Below are 17,872 nucleotides of genomic sequence, written 5' to 3'. Positions count from 1 at the left end.
GGCCTTCAGCGGCTGGGCATGTGCATGCGATGCCAACCGGACGGCGGGCAGATGCGCCAGTTCGACCGGCGCGTTGGCGTCGTCGTCACCGTCGAGTTCCCCATCCATGGCTTCGAGCGCCTGTGCGGCCTCGGCTTCATCTCGGAAGTTCTGCGCCGCGGCCGCCGATGGCAGGCCTTCGCTGAGCTGGTTGCGCGCTCCGCTGATGGTGAAGCCCTGGTCGTAGAGCAGGTCGCGGATGCGGCGGATCAGCAGCACCTCGTGGTGCTGGTAATAGCGCCGGTTGCCGCGCCGCTTCATGGGCTTGAGCTGGGTGAACTCCTGCTCCCAATAGCGCAGGACATACGGCTTCACACCGCACAGCTCGCTGACCTCACCAATGGTGAAGTAGCGTTTGGCGGGAATGGAAGGCAGCGCTTTGTCCATTGAAATCAAGGGCTTCGGAGCGAAAGCTGAGGCAAGGCGTCAGACTCTACTCGAAGTCTTCGCCGCTGGGCGTATCGCCTTGCACCAACCCCTTGAGCTTGTGGGAGGCGTGAAAAGTCACGACGTTGCGGGCCTTGATCGGGATGGACTCGCCAGTGCGCGGGTTGCGCCCCGGGCGTGGCGCCTTGCGGCGGATGTTGAAGTTGCCGAAGCCAGAGAGCTTCACGTCCTGACCCTTGACGAGGCTGTCGTGCAGCATGTCGAAGAAGGCCTCGACCATGTCCTTGGACTCGCGCTTGTTCAGCCCGAGCTTGTCGAACAGCAGCTCGGCCAGCTCGGCCTTGGTCAGGGTGGGCGTTTCCAGGCTGCCGATGACGACCGCAGCGGATTCGGATTTCTTGGCGTCGTTCGCGTCCATTCGTGTTCCTGTTCCTGGGGTCAGCCGCGCAGGCGGCCGCCGAGCTGGTCGCCGACAGCGGCCACGATGGCGGCCACGGCTGCATCGATGCGCTCATCGGTCAATGTGGCTTCGTCGTCGAGCAGTTCCAGGCGCACGGCCAGGGAGCGCTCGTCGGGTTGCAGATCCATGCTGGCGCCAGCAGCGGGTTTGAAGACGTCGAAGAGCTTGGCTGAACGCAGCAGCGCGCCGCCAGCGGCCGTGATGGTGGCCATCAGTGCGTCGTGGGGCGTGCTGTCCTTGACGACCAGGGCCAGGTCGCGCTGCACGGCCTGCTGGCGCGGCAGCGGCTGGCCTTGCGGCAGCGTGCGAGTCAGCGCGGCGTCGAGATTGAGCTCAAAGACGACGGGGGCGCTGCCGCTGATCTCATAGGCCTGGCGCCAACGCGGGTGCAGTTCGCCGACGATGCCGATGGCGACGCCGTTCAGCTTGACGCTTGCGCTGCGGCCGGGGTGCAGGGCAGGGTGCTCGGCGGCTTCGAAGCTCAGCGCCTGCGGTGCGAACAGGGCTTCGAGGTCGCCCTTGACGTCGAAGAAATCGACGGCGCGGTCGCGCTGGCTCCACTGCTGCTGGTCGGCCGGCCCCCAGGCCAGCCCGCCCAGGCGCAGCGGCTGCTCGATGCCGGCTACCGACAGCGGGCCGTTGGCCACTGCAGCGTCGCGCTTGAACACGCGGCCCAGTTCGAACACGCGCACACGCGTCGCGCGGCGGGCCTGGTTGTGGCGCAGCACCTGCACGAGGCTGCCAATCAGGCTGGTGCGCATCACCGACAGCGGCGCGGCGATGGGATTCAGCAGCTTGATGGGGTCGGTGACACCGGCCAGCTCGCGCTCCCAGCGTTCTTCGACAAAGCTGAAGTTGATGGTCTCGAAGTAGTCGCGTGCGGCAACGGCGCGGCGCAGCGCATGAGTGGCCTGGCGCGATTCCGAACCGGTGCGACCGACGATGGGCGCGAGCGGCGCGGTGGACGGCAGCGTCGGGTAGCCCAGTACACGGATGACTTCCTCGATGAGGTCTTCCTCAATCAGGATGTCGAAGCGCCAGCTCGGCGGCGTGACGGTGATGACGCCGTCAGCAGCCGTGAACGGCAGGCCCAGGCGCGTGAACACGCCTTCGCACTGCGCCTGTGTCAGCGGCATGCCGATGACCTTGGCGGCCCGGGCGACGCGCAGGGCCACGGGCTTGCGCACCGGCACATTGGGCGACTGGTCGTCCATCGGGCCGACGCGCGTGTCCGGCGTGCCGCAGATGTCGATGATGAGCTGCGTGATGCGCTCGAGGTGCTCGACGGTCTGCGACGCATCGACACCTCGCTCGAAGCGGTGGCCGGCGTCGGTCGAGAAGTTGTAGCGACGGCCGCGGCCCATGACGGCCTCGGGCCACCAGAAGGCGGCCTCGACGTAGACGTTGCGCGTGTCGTCGGACACGGCGGTGTGGTCGCCGCCCATGATGCCGGCGAGGGACTCGACCTCGCGTGCATCCGAGATGACGCCGACCTTCTCATCCACGGTGATGGTGTTGCCATTCAGCAGCTTGAGCTGCTCGCCGGCCTTGCCCCAGCGCACGACCAGCTCACCGCTGATCTTGTCGAGGTCGAAGATGTGCGACGGGCGGCCGTACTCGAACATCACGTAATTGGAGATGTCGACGAGGGCAGTCACCGAGCGTTGGCCGCAGCGCTCCAGGCGCTGGACCATCCAGGCGGGCGTCTTGGCCTTGGTGTCGATGCCCTTGACGATGCGGCCGGAGAAGCGGCCGCACAGATCGGTCGCCTCGATCCGGATGGGCAGCTTGTCGTCGATGCCAGGCTTGACCGGCGGGAACTCGGCCTTGAGCAGCGGCGCGCCCGTCAGCGCGGCCACTTCGCGGGCGACGCCGAAGACGCTCAGGCCATGCCCCAGGTTGGGCGTGAGCTTCAGCGTGAACAGCGTGTCGTCGAGGTTGAGGTGCTTGCGGATGTCCTCGCCGATGACGGCATCGGCGGGCAGTTCCAGCAGGCCGCCGTGGTCTTCGCTGAGCTTGAGCTCGCGGGCCGAGCACAGCATGCCGAAGCTCTCGACGCCGCGCAGCTTGCCGACGCCGATCTTGAAGGGCTTGGTCGCGGCGTCAGAAGGCAGCTCGGCGCCCACGGTGGCCAGCGGCACCTTGATGCCCACGCGGGCATTGGGCGCGCCGCAGACGATCTGCAGCGGCTCAGGCCCACCAGCATTGACCTTGCAGACGCGCAGCTTGTCGGCGTTGGGATGCTGCTCGGCTTCGAGGATTTCGGCGACGACGATGCCGTGAAAGGGCGGCGCCACCGGGCGCAGCTCTTCGACCTCCATGCCGGACATGGTCAGCAGTTCGGCCAGTTTTTCAGTGGACAGCGGCGGATTGCAGAACTCGCGCAGCCAGGACTCGGGGAATTGCATAGCTCTTCTGAATTACTTGAACTGCGAGAGGAAGCGGAGGTCGCCGTCGAAGAAGGCGCGCAGGTCGTTGACGCCATAGCGCAGCATGGCCAGGCGGTCGATGCCGGAGCCGAAGGCGAAGCCGATATAGCGCTCGGGGTCCAGGCCCATGTTGCGGATCACCTGCGGGTGCACCTGGCCGGAGCCCGACACCTCCAGCCAGCGGCCCTTCAGCGGGCCGCTCTCGAACATGATGTCGATCTCGGCGCTGGGCTCGGTGAAAGGGAAGTAGCTGGGGCGAAAGCGCAGCTGCAGCTGGTCGGTCTCGAAGAAGGCGGTGATGAAGTTGAGATAGACCGCCTTCAGGTCCTTGAACGAAATGTTCTCGCCCACCCATAGGCCTTCGACCTGRTGGAACATCGGCGAGTGGGTCGCATCGCTATCGACGCGGTAAGTGCGGCCCGGCGCGATGACGCGGATTTCGGGCATGGTGTCCTGGCCCGCGTAGCGCTTGGCGTGGGCCTGGGCGTAGCGGATCTGCATCGGGCTGGTGTGCGGACGCAGGTTCAGCCAGGCGCCGTTCTCGTCCTTCATGTCGACGTAGAACGTGTCCTGCATGGAGCGGGCCGGGTGGTTCTCGGGGTTGTTCAGCGCCGAGAAGCTGTACCAGTCGGTCTCGATCTCCGGGCCGTCGGCGACGTCGAAGCCCATGGAGGCGAAGATGGCCTCGATGCGCTCCATCGCGCGCGTGATCGGGTGCAGGCCGCCGGTGCCGCGCTGGCGGCCGGGCAGGGTGACGTCCAGGGCCTCGGCCTTGAGTTGCTTCTCGAGCTCGGCGGCGGCGAGGGCATCGCGGCGGGCGGTCAGGGCGGCTTCGATGCCGACCTTGAGCTGGTTGATCTMGGCGCCACGGGTCTTCTTTTCCTCGATGCTGAGGGCACCCAGGCCCTTCATCAGTTCGGTCACGCGGCCGGACTTGCCGAGGAAGCGCGCCTTGGCGTTTTCGAGTTCGGCGGGCGTGGGCGCGGCGGCAAAGTCGCTGCGTGCCGCTTCAAGAAGAGCGTCGAGATCAGACATTCGGAATTCGGAATGAAAAAGGGCCGACCCTGGTGGGCCGGCCCTGAAAGTTTGCGTGCCCCGACGCGAGCCAGGGCGAATCGCAATCAGGCGAGCGCGGCCTTCACCTTGGCGAAGATGCTGGCAAAACCAGCCGGGTCGTTCACGGCCAGATCGGCGAGGACCTTGCGGTCGATCTCGATCTGGGCCTTCTTCAGACCCGCCACGAACTTGCTGTAGGACAGACCCAGACCACGCGATGCAGCGTTGATACGGGCGATCCAGAGCTGGCGGAAGACGCGCTTCTTGGTACGACGGTCACGGTAGGCGTATTGGCCCGCCTTCATCACCGCCTGCTTGGCGATGCGGAAGACGTTCTTACGACGACCCCGGAAGCCCTTGGCCAGAGCCAAGACCTTCTTGTGACGGGCACGAGCGGTTACACCACGTTTGACGCGAGGCATGTGTTTCTCCTTGAGTCAGTGATGAATTACAGGCCAGCAAAGGGCAGCATCTGAGCGATGTGACCCATGTTGGTTTCGTGCACGGTGACGGCGCCGCGGAGCTGACGCTTGTTCTTCGTGGTCTTCTTGGTCAGGATGTGGCGCTTGAACGCCTGACCGCGCTTGACGGTGCCACCCGGACGAACGCGAAAACGCTTTTTCGCGCTGCTCTTGGTCTTCATTTTGGGCATGTTGATGCTCCTTCTAAGTGCGTCCCTGGGGCGGCGCCGGTGAGCCCGGCGCACTTGTTGGCCTCAGGAGACTAATGAACCCGTCGGCGACCAAACCGGCGGGTTGAACTCTTCGGTCTTTAGCGCTTTTTGGGCGCCAGGACCATGATCATCTGCCGACCTTCGAGCTTCGGCATGTTCTCAACGATCGCCACGTCGGCCAGTTCGTCGCGAATCCGCTCCAGCAGGCGCATACCGATGTCCTGGTGGGTGATTTCACGGCCCCGGTAGCGCAGCGTGACCTTGCCCTTGTCACCGTCTTCGGCGATGAAGCGGCGCAGATTGCGCATCTTGATCTGGTAGTCGCCTTCGTCCGTGCCCGGGCGGAACTTGACTTCCTTGATCTCGATGATCTTCTGCTTGGACTTGGCTTCGGCAGCGCGCTTTTGCTCCTGGTACTTGAACTTGCCGTAGTCCATCAGCCGGCAGACCGGCGGATTCGCGGTGGCAGAGATCTCGACCAGATCCACATCCATGTCGCCCGCCATACGCAGGGCTTCCTGGATGCTGACGACGCCGATGGGTTCGTTCTCGGGGCCGTTCAGACGGACTTCGGGAGCCATGATTTCGCGGTTCAACCGGTGCTTGCGCTCCGGAATCGCACGACGGTCAGCAAACGTAGCGATGGTGTAGACCTTTCAACGGGCCCCCAGGCGAGAGGCCCAAACAAAACAAATCGCGCCCGAAAGGCTTCAGACCTTGGTGGTGATGTCTGCGGAGATCCGAGAGAGGAAGTCCTGCAGGGGCATCACGCCGAGGTCCTGGTTGCCACGGGCGCGTACCGCAACGCTGCCATTCGCCTTTTCCTTGTCGCCTACGACGAGGATGTACGGCAGCTTTTGCATGGAATGCTGGCGGATTTTATAGGTGATCTTCTCGTTGCGCAAATCTGCTGAGGCCCTAAGCCCTTGTTTTTGCAGCGATTTCACAATTTCAGACACGTAATCGGCCTGCGCGTCGGTGATATTGGCCACCACGACCTGCGTCGGAGCCAGCCAGACGGGCAGCGCGCCGGCATGCTGCTCGATCAGGATGCCGATGAAACGCTCCAGGCTGCCGACGATTGCGCGGTGCAGCATGACGGGTGTCTTGTGCTGGCCGTCCTCGTCGACGAACTCGGCGCCCAGGCGCCCCGGCATCGAGAAATCGACCTGCATCGTGCCGCACTGCCATTGGCGGCCGAGGGCGTCCTTCAGCGTGTACTCGATCTTGGGGCCGTAGAAGGCGCCGTCTCCGGGGGAGATGATGAAGTCCACGCCCGAGGCACGCAGCGATTCCATCAGCGCGTGCTCGGCCTTGTCCCAGACCTCGTCGGAGCCGATGCGGGCGTCAGGGCGCGTCGCGACTTTGTAGATGATGTCCGTGAAGCCGAAGTCCGTGTAGACCTTCTGCAGCAGGGCCGTGTAGGCCACGCACTCGGCCAGGATCTGGTCTTCCGTGCAGAAGATGTGGCCATCGTCCTGCGTGAAGCCGCGCACGCGCATGATGCCGTGCAGGCCGCCGGTGGGCTCGTTGCGATGGCACTGGCCGAACTCGCCGAAGCGCAGCGGCAGGTCGCGGTAGCTCTTGACGCCGTGCTTGAAGATCAGGATGTGGCCCGGGCAGTTCATCGGCTTGAGCGCGTAATCGCGCTTCTCCGACTCCGTCGTGAACATGTTGTCGCGGTACTTGTCCCAGTGGCCCGTGGCCTCCCACAGCGTCTTGTCGAGCAGCTGCGGGCCTTTGACCTCCTGGTAGCCGTTGTCGCGGTAGACGCGGCGCATGTACTGCTCCACCTCCTGCCAGACCGTCCAGCCCTTGGGATGCCAGAAGACGACGCCGGGGGCGTGCTCGTCGATGTGGAAGAGGTCCAGCTCCCTGCCGAGGCGGCGGTGGTCGCGCTTCTCAGCTTCCTCCAGCATCACCAGGTACTTCTGGAGGTCGTCCTTGGTCGCCCAGGCCGTGCCGTAGATGCGTTGCAGCATCTCGTTGCGATGATCGCCACGCYAGTAGGCGCCGGCCACCTTCATCAGCTTGAAGTGCTTGAGCTTGCCCGTGCTGGGCACGTGGGGACCGCGGCACAGATCTTCAAACGCGCCCTCGGCGTACAGCGATACGTCCTGGTCGGCCGGGATGCTTTCGATGATCTCGGCCTTGTAGGCCTCGCCCATGGCCTTGAAGTGCGCCACCGCCTCGTCGYGCGGCAGCACGCGGCGCGAGACCTTCTCGTCCTTCCTGGCCAGCTCGGTCATCTTGGCCTCGATGGCGGCCAGATCGTCGGGCGTGAACGGGCGCTTGTAGGCAAAGTCGTAATAGAAGCCGTTCTCGATGACCGGGCCGATGGTGACCTGGGCGTCGGGGTAGAGCGACTTGACCGCGTAGGCCAGCAGGTGGGCCGTCGAGTGGCGGATCAGCTCCAGGCCATCGGCATCCTTCTCGGTGACGATGGCGAGCTGCACGTCGTGGTCGATGACGTGGCTGAGGTCGACGACCTTGCCGTCGACCTTGCCGCCGAGGGCGGCCTTGGCCAGGCCGGCGCCGATGCTGGCGGCGACGTCGCCGACCGACAGCGCGGCGGGGTATTCACGGCGCGAGCCGTCGGGGAGTTGAATCGAAATCATGGGTGCTCCGAAGAGGCGACAAACAAAAAAGCGCGGCCACTTGCCGCGCTTTGTTTGTGCCCGAAGGCGAGAAGACGTGACGAGCCGCGGCCGACTAACTACCGGTAAACGGGAACGTAGTTCGYGGTGTCATAACCAGGGTGCCTTTCTCGCTCTTGTGAGGGGAGGAAGGCGAGATTCTAAAGCGGCAGGGCGGAAATGGAGTCGCGCTGGGCCAACGCAGCGAATTCATCGGCCAGGCGCTGGCTTTCCGTCACGGCGACGCGCCAGCGGCGGCGGCGCTCGGCGGCGTCCAGCGCCATGAAGTCATTGCGGTCGGGCAGCTTGGCGCCGGGCAGCCTGGCGATGAAATCGGGCGACGGGCACAGCAGCACGACGTTGTCGAGGAAGTCCGTCGAGCGGTGGCGGTGTTTCAACGCCTTGTCCAGCCAGCCGGGCACCACCTGGCGCTGGAAATGCGGGTAAAGCACCAGCGGCGCGGTGGACGACTGCAGTGCGCGGTAGTCCAGGTGCAGGTGGTAGTCGGTGATGCCTCCGTCCCAGTAGGCGCCGCGCGGCGCGCCGGGCAAGTCGTGCTGGGCCTGCAGCCAGAAAGGGATGGAGCAACTCGCCAGCAACGCGCCGCGCAGGTTGGCGCGCGACAGATGCACCTCGCGGCTGGTGAAGTCGTTGAGCTTCAGCGGCAGGCGGTCGCGCGGGTCGGAGAAGACGACGCGCTCCAGGAAGCGGCCCAGCAGCGGGCGTGACATGGCGTTCGCCGCGAACGCGCCGAGGTAGCCCAGAGGCGTGCGCAGCTTGCCTTCTCGCGCCAGCAAGCCAGCGCGGCCTCGCGACGTGACCACGTGCAGGCGCAGCCGCGGGTGGGCCAGCACTTCGGCCTCGCGGCCCTCGAAGATATCGCCCAGGATCTCGCCGAAGCGCTTGCTGACACCCTCGGGCCGCGGGCGCTTCTCGCCGGGCAACACGTCGTACTCCTGTGTCACATAGGCCTCGGCCATGGTGTTGAACGCATCCGGCACGTCGCGGTGCGCCAGCGCAGCCGTGGCCATGCGCCAGGCACCGATGCTGGCGCCGACGAGATGCACCGGATGCTGGCTTTGCGGCAGCCATTCACCGAAGACGAAACGGTCCAACCCGTTGAGGATCAGCCCCTTGGGACCGCCGGCGGCAGCGGGAATCAAACCAATATCCTCGGCGCGCAGGCCGCGCTCGGCCAGCCGCGCTTTCGCGGCCGGGCCGGCAAAGACCTGCAGGGCGCCCGAGCTCATGCGCTGAAGATAGCCCGGATCAGAACTTGTGTTCCCAGTTCACTGCCCACCATGGCACCGGATCGCGACGGTTCAGGTTGTAGTCGGGCGTGCCGATGATGACGACCCGCGTGCCCTGTTGGGGCTGGAACAGGCCGTTGACGCTGACGCGCACGCTGTCCTGCTTGCTGACTTGCATCGCCGCAAAGGCGTCCAGCGAGCGCGAGGCCAGCGAAGTCTGGCTCTGCAGCACGCTTTGGCGTACGTCGAACTCTGGTGCGATCTGTGCGCTGAATCCCATGTTGATGGGCAGACTCTTGAACCGATAGTCCGCACCGAAGTTGAATTGCCATGGCTGCTGGCCTTCCAAACGGTTGTCGGGGCCGGGGATGTCGGCGACCGTGGACCGGTACAGGTTCAGCGACGCACGCAGATTGAGGTTGGTGCTGGGCTCGAAGAGGCTCGGGAAGAGTTCGCCGGCGCGGCCCTTGACCTCCAGCTCCAAGCCCTGGGTCGTGGCCTTGCTGAGATTGATCTGGGTGATGACGTAGCGCTGCGTGTCGGCATAGTCGACGGTCATCAACCGCGGGCGGTCGGTGCGGATCAGGTTGGTGATGCGGCGATGGAAAACGCCAACGGAGATCAGCCCCCCGGCCGGAAGGTACTTCTCGTAGGCCACGTCCAGCCCCGTGGCCAGTTCAGGCTTGAGCTGCGGGTTGCCGATGCGGTCGGGACCAAGCTCGGTGTTGATGTGGGCATTGGGACCGCGCACCTCGTAATCGGTGTTGACGGTCGGCCGGGCGATGAGCTGCTGGACGTCGGCAGCCTTGTAGCTGCGCGTGAGGCTGGCGCGCACCAGGTCGCGGCCCTTGGGGTCGGGCTTGAAGTTCAGGTGCAGCAATGGCGTGGTGACCTTGCTGGTGCTGGCGAACTGGCTGCTTGCGCCCTCGCTGGCCATCTTGATCTGCTCGTGGCGAACGCCGGCATAGGCCGACCATTGCGGGTTGATCTCCCACTCGTCCTGCACATACAGGGCCGAGCGCGTGATCGTCGCGTCGAAGGGCTGGCCTTCGACGCCGGTCAGCAGGTCCTCCCATTTGGGGTTGGCCTTGCGGTAGTCGAACTGCTGGGTGCGACGGCTTTCGTCACGCGTGCGACGTTCCAGTTCGGCGCCGGTGGTCACGGTGTGGGCATCGCCAGCGTACTGGCTGTATTTGCCCGACAGCGTCGTGTTGCGATTGCGGTTTTCGCCGGTGGTGAGGCGGTCGATCGCCGGCGTGCCGTCCTTGTTGCGGCCGAAGAAGCCGGAGTTGAAGTCCGCGCCGCCACTGCCCGCACCAGCGCGCAACTCGATGCGGCGGTCCTCGCCGAAGCGGTTGTTGTATTGCAGATTGACCCGCTGGGCCGAGAAGGTGCCACGGTTGCGGGTGGTGTCGAGCAGGCTGGGCGGCAGCACGCTCTTGCTCGGCGTGGCCGGGTCTGCGAACAACACCTCGGTGGTGTTGGCGCCTTCGCTGCGGAAGCGGTTCTGGATGAAGAAGCCCTGCACGCTCAGCGTCTCGTCGTCGCCGAGCTTCCAGTTCAGGCGCGGCGCCATGTTGAAGCCCTGGCCGAACGAGCGGTCGCGCCCGCTGTTGCGCAGGCCGGTGAGGCCGCGGTCACGCACGCGGTCGCCCTCGTTCTCGTTGACGAAATTCCACTGTTGGACATTGATCGGCAGCACGAAACCCAGGCCGCCGATGACGCGGTCGCCATAGGTGAAGCCGGCGTTGATGACGGGCTTTTCCGACGCATAGGCCATTCCCAGCCGCAGGTCCTTCTGCACGACGCGCGGGGCGTCCTTCAGGATGATGTTGAGCGTGCCGGCAATGGCCTGGGCGCTCTGGTCGGCCGTCGGGGCCTTGCTGACCTCCAGCCGCTCGACCTGGGCGGGGTTCAGGTTGTCCAGGCTGAAGCCCGGGGGCGCCGGCTCGCCGTTGACGAGGATCTGCGTGTAGGCGCCGCCCAGGCCGCGCATGCGCAGCTGGCCGCCGGAGACGTTGATGCCCGGCAGGCGCTTGAGCACATCGCTGAGCTGGGTGTCGCCGTATTTGTCCAGCTCGTCGCGGCCATAGAGCTGCTTGGCCACGGGCTCGCGGCGGCGCAGGTCGGTGTCGGTCTGCTGGCGCGTCACCGAGACGCGTTCGAGTTGGTTGTTGCTGGGCGTGGGTGAGTTGTTCGAGGCGCGGTCGACCTCCTGCTGGGCCAGGACCAGGGCTGGGCTGAGCAGAAGCAGCAAGGCGAGGGCGGGGGTTTTCAAGACGGACTCCGAGAGATGCGATTCAGCGCGCGGCGCGCACCATAGCGGCAGCGCTGTCATGGCGCGGCGGTGCTGCGACCAGTTGCGGGTTCAGGGGCACCAATCGACGCCCCGCGGTGCGGGCCGCGATCATGGCAGCTCGCTGTGGCAATGACGAAGGTCAGCGCTTGAGCTTGGCAAAGGCCGCGGCCATCGCACCGCCGGCAGGGGCCTGGGAGTCCTGAGACTGGCGCGGGCCACGTTCGTTGCGCGCCGCGGGGCGGAAGTTGTTGTCCGGCTTCGGGCCTCGCGGTGCCTGGGTGTCCAGCTTCATCGTCAGGGAAATGCGTTGGCGCGCCAGGTCCACTTCCAGCACCTTGACCTTGACGATGTCGCCGGTCTTGACCACCTCGCGCGCATCGCTGACGAACTTGTTGGACAGCTGGCTGACATGGATCAGGCCGTCCTGGTGCACGCCCAGGTCGACGAAGGCGCCGAACTGCGCGACGTTGCTGACCGTACCTTCGAGCAGCATGCCGGGCTGCAGGTCCTTCACGTCTTCGACGCCGTCATTGAAGCGGGCCACCTTGAAGTCGGGGCGCGGGTCGCGGCCGGGCTTTTCCAGCTCGGCCAGCACGTCCTTGACGGTGATGAGGCCGAACTTCTCGTCGGCCAGCAGTTCGGGCTTGAGCGTACGCAGCACCTCGCTGCGGCCGACGACGTCAGCGGCCGGGCGCTTGAGGATGCTGAGCGCCTTCTCGACCAGCGGATAGGTCTCGGGGTGGACGCCGCTGAAGTCCAATGGGTTGTCGCCGCCACGGATGCGCAAAAAGCCTGCCGCCTGCTCGAAGGTCTTGGGGCCGAGGCCGCTGACGTCCAGCAATTGCTGGCGGCTTTTGAAGGCGCCATTCGCGTCGCGCCAGCGCACGATGCTGCTGGCGACCGACGCCGACAGGCCCGACACGCGGGCCAGCAGGGCCTGCGAGGCGGTGTTCAGGTCCACACCGACCTTGTTCACGCAGTCCTCGACGACGGCGTCCAGCGTGCGCGCCATCTCGCTCTGGTTCACGTCGTGCTGGTACTGACCGACGCCGATGCTCTTGGGGTCGATCTTGACCAGTTCGGCCAGCGGGTCCTGCAGGCGGCGCGCGATGGATAYGGCGCCGCGCAGGCTCACGTCCAGGTCGGGCAGCTCCTTGGAAGCGAACTCCGACGCCGAGTAGACCGAAGCGCCCGCCTCGCTGACGACGACGCGCTCGATCTGCACCGAGGCGTCCAGCGCCTGTAGCTTCTTGATCAGCTCGCCGGCCAGCTTGTCGGTCTCGCGGCTGGCCGTGCCATTGCCGATGGCGATCAGGTTGACGCCGTGCGTGGCGCAAAGCTTGGCCAGCGTGTGCAGGCTGCCATCCCAGTCGCGGCGGGGCTCATGCGGGTAGACGGTGGAGGTGTCCAGCACGCGGCCGGTGTCGGAGACGACCGCCACCTTCACGCCGGTGCGGATGCCCGGGTCCAGCCCCATGACGACGCGCTTGCCGGCGGGTGCGGCCAGCAGCAGGTCGCGCAGGTTCTCGGCGAAGACCTTGATGGCGGTCGCTTCCGCCGCCTCGCGCAGTCGGGCGAACAGGTCGCGCTCCAGGCTCAGCGACAGCTTGACCTTCCAGGTCCAGCCCACGGTCTTGCGGATCAGCGTGTCACCGGGGCGGTTGGCATGGCGCCAGCCGAGGTGGCTCGCGATGCGGCCTTCAGCGAGGGTGGGCTGGCCGGCGACGACTTCTTCGTCCAGCACCAGCTTGGCATCCAACAGTTCTAGCGTGCGCCCGCGAAAGACGGCGAGCGCGCGGTGCGACGGCACCGTCTTGATGGTTTCGGCGTAGTCGAAGTAGTCGCGGAACTTGGCGTTGTCCGGCGTGTCCGGGCTCTTGCCGTCCATCAGCTTGGACTGGAAGAGACCGACGTCCCACAGCCACCCGCGCAACTTTCCCACCAGCACGGCATCCTCGGCCCAGCGCTCGGCAAGCAGGTCGCGCACGCCATCCAGCACCGCGTGGGCATCGGCAAAACCGGCCTCGGCGTTGATGAAGCTCGCGGCTTCATCGAGCGGCGTCAGTGATGGGTCTGCGAAGAGCTTGTCCGCCAACGGCTCCAGCCCCGCCTCACGGGCGATCAGGCCCTTGGTGCGACGCTTGACCTTGTAAGGCAGGTAGAGGTCTTCCAGCTCCTGCTTGGTCGGTACCGTGCGGATGGCGGCTTCGAGCTCCGGCGTCAGCTTGCCCTGCTCGGCGATGGACTTGAGCACCGCCTCGCGGCGCTCGGCCAGTTCACGCAAGTACGCCAGGCGGGCGTCGAGCTCACGCAACTGGATGTCGTCGAGACCGTCGGTGGCCTCCTTGCGGTAGCGGGCGATAAAGGGCACGGTGGCCCCGCCATCCAGCAGCTCGACGGCAGCCTGCACCTGGGCGGGCCGAACCTTCAGTTCGGCGGCAATCTGGGAAACGATCAGCTTGTTGTCCAAAACGGGCTCTGGAAATCGGGCGAAAAGCCTGCGATTTTCCCACACGGGTTTCCTGCAACGGGATACCTGAAACCCGTCGCGCGACTTCTCCAGGTTTTCCGTCGCGCAGGGCGCCGCCCGCTGCCGCGGACCGGCGGGCCCTGAGTGTCAGCAGCGCAGGCGGCGGCGCGTGGCAAGACCCAGGCCGATGAGGCCGGCCACAAGCATCGCAGCCGATGCCGGCTCGGGCACGGCTGAGACGGCAGTGAAGGGCTGTGCCGCGTCGTTGCCGATGCGGATGCTCGTGACGTCGAGCGTGTGCGAGAAGTCGGCCGCGGCGCCGTTCTGCGCACCCGTGAACAGGAAGGCGCCTACCATGTAGAAGTAGCGGCCGCAGGCGGGCGAGATGGGGGTCTGGCAGTCGATCCGCGTGCCATTGGCGCTCACGTGGAGGGTGGTGTCGACGTCCAGCGAGCGGCCCATGGTGCCGCTTTGCGCACCGAACACGTCGAGATGGGTCTGCGTGCTGGGGTGGGCAGCGATGAGTTGCTGCAGCAGGGGATCGCCCCCGACTTCGAAGGCATCGAGCCCCGCGGTCTTTAACAAGGCGTACTGGCTTTCGGCCGTGAAGTTGGCTTGCGAGCCGACGACGAACGCGGTGACGGCAGCGCCCGAGCGGTCGGCGCCCAGGGCGCGGTCACCCGTCGTCGCCAGATGGCCATCGAGCTTCAGGTCAAACTGAACGGTCGTGTCCTGGTCCAGCATGGCCCAGTAGCCCACGAAGGAATGGCCGACTGCAACGCTGCTGATGGCGGTCGGATTCAACGGAGCCAGCGCGGAGGCCGACGCACCGAGGCTGGTCGGTCCGACGCGGGCGAAGGCCGAGGCCAGCTTGTCATGGACGGCTTGCGAGTCAGTCGCGCTGCGGCTCAGCTGGGCAGCGGACGGAAAGTTCAACCAGGCGCCGTCCTGGCTGAGCGTGCCGTCGATGATCGTGCCGGCCGTGGCCTCGTTGGTGGCAACAAACCACTGGTTCAGTTCCAGCCCGTACAGGTTGGACGCATTGGGCATGCCCAGGGAAATGGGCGGCAAGGTCGCGTCGGCCGATGCCGGGAGGTGGGCGAACGCGGCGGTCAGGCTCAGGGCCAGGATGGCGAGGCGCAGGGACGTCATGAGATGTGGCGTTAGCAGGGACGGCGGAGTCTAGGAGTCGCTTCGGCTCACTCCGTCCCCGTGGCACCCAAGGGCTAGGGATGCCTGCCGGTCGGATTGCAACCAGCTGTGACTGTCAGGACGTCAGCCAAGCCGCAAGCCCGGCTGCTGCCGCGCGCCCGCTTGCCATGCTGGCCGTCAGCAGATAGCCGCCGGTGGGCGCCTCCCAATCCAGCATCTCGCCGGCGACGAAAACGCCGGGCAGGGCGGTCAGCATCAGGCCACCGGTCAGCGCCTCGAAGCGCACGCCGCCGGCCGTGCTGATGGCTTCGGCCACGGGGCGGGGCGCGTGCAGCGTCAGCGGCAGATGCTTCAGCGCGGCAGCCAGCGTAGTGGCGTCCAGCATCTGCTCACGCGTCAGCAACTCGTGCAGCAGGCCGAGCTTGAGTGGGTTCAGGTGCAGGCGGCTCTTCAGGTGCGAGGACAGGGACCGGCTGCCGCGCGGGTGCCTGACCTCGGCGAGCACGCGCTCGGGCGCCAACTGGGGCAGCAGGTCCAGGTGCAGCGTGGCGACGCCGTCACGCGCGATCTGCTCGCGCAATGTGCTGCTCGCTGCATACACCAACGAGCCCTCGATGCCTGTGGCCGTGAAGACGAACTCGCCGGCGCGATTCGCGAAGCCTTCGGTCTCGAGTGCGACCGGCTTGATCGGTTGGCCGGCGAACTCGGTGGCAAAGCGTTCGCTCCAGCCGGGGCCGTCGGCGTGGGCCGCGGTGRGCCCCACGTCGAAGCCGCAATTGGCGGGATGCAGCGGCGCGATGTCCACGCCCCGCGCAGCGAGCCGCTCGACCCAGTCGCCGTCCGAGCCGAGTTGGGGCCAGGAAGCGCCACCCAGCGCGAGCAGCGTGGCGCGTGGTGTCACCAGGCGTTCACCGTCGGGCGTGTCCAAGCGCAGCGCGCCATCGTCAGTCCAGCCCGTCCAGCGGTGCCGCATCGCGAACTTCACGCCGGCCGCGCGCAGGCGGTGCAGCCAGGCGCGCAGCAGCGGCGCAGCCTTCAGGTCTTTCGGAAACACGCGGCCCGAGGTGCCGACGAAGGTCTCGACGCCCAGTCCCGAGGCCCAGTCGCGCAGCGCGTCGCCGTCAAAGGCGCGCAACAGCGGCTCGATCTGCGCGGCGCGCTCACCGAAGCGGCCGACAAAAGGCTCGAAGGGCTCGGAATGGGTCAGGTTGAGGCCGCCCTTGCCGGCAAGCAGGAATTTGCGGCCCACGCTGGGCTTGGCGTCGAAGACGGTGACCGCCAGGCCGGCGGCGGCCAGCACTTCGGCCGCCATCAGCCCGRCAGGGCCGCCGCCGATGATGGCGATATCGGCCGTGAGATCTTTGGGATGCATGCCGGATTCTAGGAACCCGTACTCGCGGCGCTGTGTTTGGGCTGTGCTTTCCGCCTCTCAGGCCCGTACCGGCGGTTTCGCCCCCGCCGGCGCCAGGGCGTTGTTGCCCCAGCACTGCTCGTACTTCCAGCCTGTCAGTTCCTCGGCCACGGCGCGCGCCTGCGCAGGGGCGTCGGCGATGCGGCCGCCGGCCTTGATGCGGGCGATTTCTTCCAGCAAGACGGCGTGGTTCTTGCGGTCGAGCTTCATCTGGGTGGTGTAGTAGATGCCGCCCAGCGCCAAGCCGATGACGCCCAGCGTGAAGATGCCGACGATGGCGTTGATCGCGCTCTCCGGCTGTGTGGCCTGGCCGGAAAGGAAGCCGAACTGGCCGAGGATCCAGCCCATGACAAAGACGACAGCCGAGCGCGTGATCTTGCCTGCGAAGGTCATGGCGCCGGCATAGATGCCTTCGCGCCGCCGCCCGGTCAGCACCTCATCGACGTCGGCCAGGAAGGTGTAGACCGTCCAGGGGATGTAGTAGACCCCGCCGGTGCCCAGGCCGAACACGGCCGTGACGGCGAAGAGGGCGATGGCCGTGGTCTGCTTGCTCCAACCCAGGTAGAACAGCGCGGTATAGGCCAGCACGCTGCCGCAAACGATGAGCAGGGCAATACGGTAGGGTCGCGCAAAACCGAACTTGATGCACAGGCCGATGAATAGCATGGTGGATATCAGCTGCATCACCGAGCTGAAGCTGTTCAGGTAGCCGACAACGGCCTTGTCCTGCCCCATGCAGAAGACGATGAAATAGGTAAATATCGAAGCAAACAACCATTCCGCCCCAAACCCCAGCAGATACATGCCGAGGTGTTTGCGGAAGATCTTCAGATGGAAGGTGGACAGCATGTCCATGCCGAGTTTCTTGAGCGCCTGGCCCAGGCTGCCGGCACGCTCCTGCACCACTTCATGCACGGGCCGCTCCCAAGAGGAGAGGTAGAGGGCAGTCATGGCGCCGCACATGATGAGGGCGTAGATGATGCCGGTCAGCAGGAAGGGCGTGGCCGATTCCTTGCTGTAGACCAGGAAGAGCTGGGCCGGGATGAAGGCGGCCAGGAAGTTGGCCGCCTTGCCGAACATGGCCTTGGCGCCGGTGAGTTTGGAGCGGGCCGAAAAATCCGTGGTCATCTCGGTCGCCAGGGTTTCATACGGCACCATGATCGAGGTATAGACCAGCTCGAAGAGGGCATACATGCTCAGGTAGTACCAGAACCCGAAACCCTCGATCCACATCAGTGGATAGAGCAGCACCAGGGGTATGCCCGTCAAGATGAAAAAACGCCGGCGCCCGAACTTTCGGCCCAATCGCGTGTTGTAGAAGTTGTCGCTGATATACCCCATCACGGGGTTGCTGATGGCATCCAGGATGCTGGCCAGGGAGAAGATCGTGGCCGCCTCGACGACCGTCAGACCGCAGAAGGTCGTGTAGAAATAGAGCAGCCATGCGGCCGCAATGGCCAGGGCACCGCTGCCCAGCAGGTTGGCGCCGCCGTAGCTCAGCGTGTGCCTCATCGAGATCGTTTTGCTCATGACTTGCTGTCTCTCATTTAACTGGAAGACAGTTTCATTTTTTGTGGCCTGCCGTTCCGTGAAGCAAGTATCCCATTTAC

The 17,872-nt window shown here is 65.8% G+C and carries 14 protein-coding genes; all 14 read right to left on the bottom strand.

What is annotated here, in order from left to right; translation table 11 throughout:
- Positions 1-426 (bottom strand): MerR family transcriptional regulator (locus AC1DU6_RS06010; RefSeq protein ID WP_477856310.1); only part of this gene is annotated, 426 nt, incomplete at its 3' end.
- Positions 427-472: 46 nt separating this feature from the next.
- Entirely contained in the window at positions 473-844 is a 372-nt protein-coding gene (locus tag AC1DU6_RS06005) for an integration host factor subunit alpha (protein ID WP_056197414.1), read from the bottom strand.
- Positions 845-864: 20 nt separating this feature from the next.
- Positions 865-3,294 carry a phenylalanine--tRNA ligase subunit beta gene (gene pheT / locus AC1DU6_RS06000; protein ID WP_477856309.1) on the bottom strand — a complete coding sequence of 810 codons (2,430 nt, stop codon included), beginning with the start codon at positions 3,292-3,294 and terminating at the stop codon, positions 865-867.
- 12 nt (positions 3,295-3,306) lie between these two features.
- Positions 3,307-4,350: a phenylalanine--tRNA ligase subunit alpha gene (pheS, locus tag AC1DU6_RS05995; RefSeq protein WP_477856308.1), complete on the bottom strand. Its 1,044-nt coding sequence runs from the start codon at positions 4,348-4,350 to the stop codon at positions 3,307-3,309.
- An 86-nt stretch (positions 4,351-4,436) separates the two neighbouring features.
- Positions 4,437-4,793, bottom strand: coding sequence for a 50S ribosomal protein L20 (gene rplT / locus AC1DU6_RS05990; protein ID WP_025564000.1), 357 nt, complete (start codon positions 4,791-4,793; stop codon positions 4,437-4,439).
- Positions 4,794-4,819: 26 nt separating this feature from the next.
- A complete protein-coding gene (gene rpmI / locus AC1DU6_RS05985) occupies positions 4,820-5,023 on the bottom strand; it encodes a 50S ribosomal protein L35 (protein ID WP_056197410.1) in 204 nt (67 codons plus the stop codon).
- A 119-nt stretch (positions 5,024-5,142) separates the two neighbouring features.
- Positions 5,143-5,688, bottom strand: a complete 546-nt coding sequence (gene infC, locus AC1DU6_RS05980; RefSeq protein WP_082532663.1) for a translation initiation factor IF-3 — start codon at positions 5,686-5,688, stop codon at positions 5,143-5,145.
- Positions 5,689-5,754: 66 nt separating this feature from the next.
- The gene (gene thrS / locus AC1DU6_RS05975) at positions 5,755-7,662 is read right to left on the bottom strand and encodes a threonine--tRNA ligase (protein ID WP_477856307.1); all 1,908 of its coding nucleotides are present in this window, start codon (positions 7,660-7,662) and stop codon (positions 5,755-5,757) included.
- Between the two features lie 179 nt (positions 7,663-7,841).
- A complete protein-coding gene (locus tag AC1DU6_RS05970) occupies positions 7,842-8,930 on the bottom strand; it encodes a patatin-like phospholipase family protein (RefSeq protein ID WP_457354692.1) in 1,089 nt (362 codons plus the stop codon).
- A 19-nt stretch (positions 8,931-8,949) separates the two neighbouring features.
- Positions 8,950-11,208 (bottom strand): TonB-dependent receptor plug domain-containing protein, encoded by a 2,259-nt coding sequence (locus AC1DU6_RS05965; protein ID WP_477856306.1) that lies wholly within the window; start codon positions 11,206-11,208, stop codon positions 8,950-8,952.
- 160 nt (positions 11,209-11,368) lie between these two features.
- Positions 11,369-13,699 carry a Tex family protein gene (locus tag AC1DU6_RS05960; RefSeq protein ID WP_477856305.1) on the bottom strand — a complete coding sequence of 777 codons (2,331 nt, stop codon included), beginning with the start codon at positions 13,697-13,699 and terminating at the stop codon, positions 11,369-11,371.
- A 147-nt stretch (positions 13,700-13,846) separates the two neighbouring features.
- Positions 13,847-14,851 carry a PEP-CTERM sorting domain-containing protein gene (locus tag AC1DU6_RS05955; protein ID WP_457323925.1) on the bottom strand — a complete coding sequence of 335 codons (1,005 nt, stop codon included), beginning with the start codon at positions 14,849-14,851 and terminating at the stop codon, positions 13,847-13,849.
- Positions 14,852-14,966: 115 nt separating this feature from the next.
- Complete coding sequence (locus tag AC1DU6_RS05950) at positions 14,967-16,223, bottom strand: TIGR03862 family flavoprotein (RefSeq protein ID WP_477856304.1); 1,257 nt, start codon at positions 16,221-16,223, stop codon at positions 14,967-14,969.
- 57 nt (positions 16,224-16,280) lie between these two features.
- On the bottom strand, positions 16,281-17,792 hold the full coding sequence (locus tag AC1DU6_RS05945; RefSeq protein ID WP_477856303.1) for an MFS transporter: 1,512 nt from the start codon (positions 17,790-17,792) through the stop codon (positions 16,281-16,283).
- Positions 17,793-17,872 lie beyond the last annotated feature (80 nt).

Source organism: Roseateles sp. P5_B10, from assembly GCF_056400485.1.
This window is presented reverse-complemented; position numbering and strand designations above follow the sequence as displayed.

Bases quoted from the DNA above. Each gene is read 5' to 3' on its own strand.
- rpmI (WP_056197410.1), bottom strand. From the start codon at position 5,023: ATGCCCAAAATGAAGACCAAGAGCAGCGCGAAAAAGCGTTTTCGCGTT.
- AC1DU6_RS05955 (WP_457323925.1), bottom strand. From the start codon at position 14,851: ATGACGTCCCTGCGCCTCGCCATCCTGGCCCTGAGCCTGACCGCCGCG.
- AC1DU6_RS05945 (WP_477856303.1), bottom strand. From the start codon at position 17,792: ATGAGCAAAACGATCTCGATGAGGCACACGCTGAGCTACGGCGGCGCC.
- AC1DU6_RS05970 (WP_457354692.1), bottom strand. From the start codon at position 8,930: ATGAGCTCGGGCGCCCTGCAGGTCTTTGCCGGCCCGGCCGCGAAAGCG.
- rplT (WP_025564000.1), bottom strand. From the start codon at position 4,793: ATGCCTCGCGTCAAACGTGGTGTAACCGCTCGTGCCCGTCACAAGAAG.
- AC1DU6_RS06005 (WP_056197414.1), bottom strand. From the start codon at position 844: ATGGACGCGAACGACGCCAAGAAATCCGAATCCGCTGCGGTCGTCATC.
- pheT (WP_477856309.1), bottom strand. From the start codon at position 3,294: ATGCAATTCCCCGAGTCCTGGCTGCGCGAGTTCTGCAATCCGCCGCTG.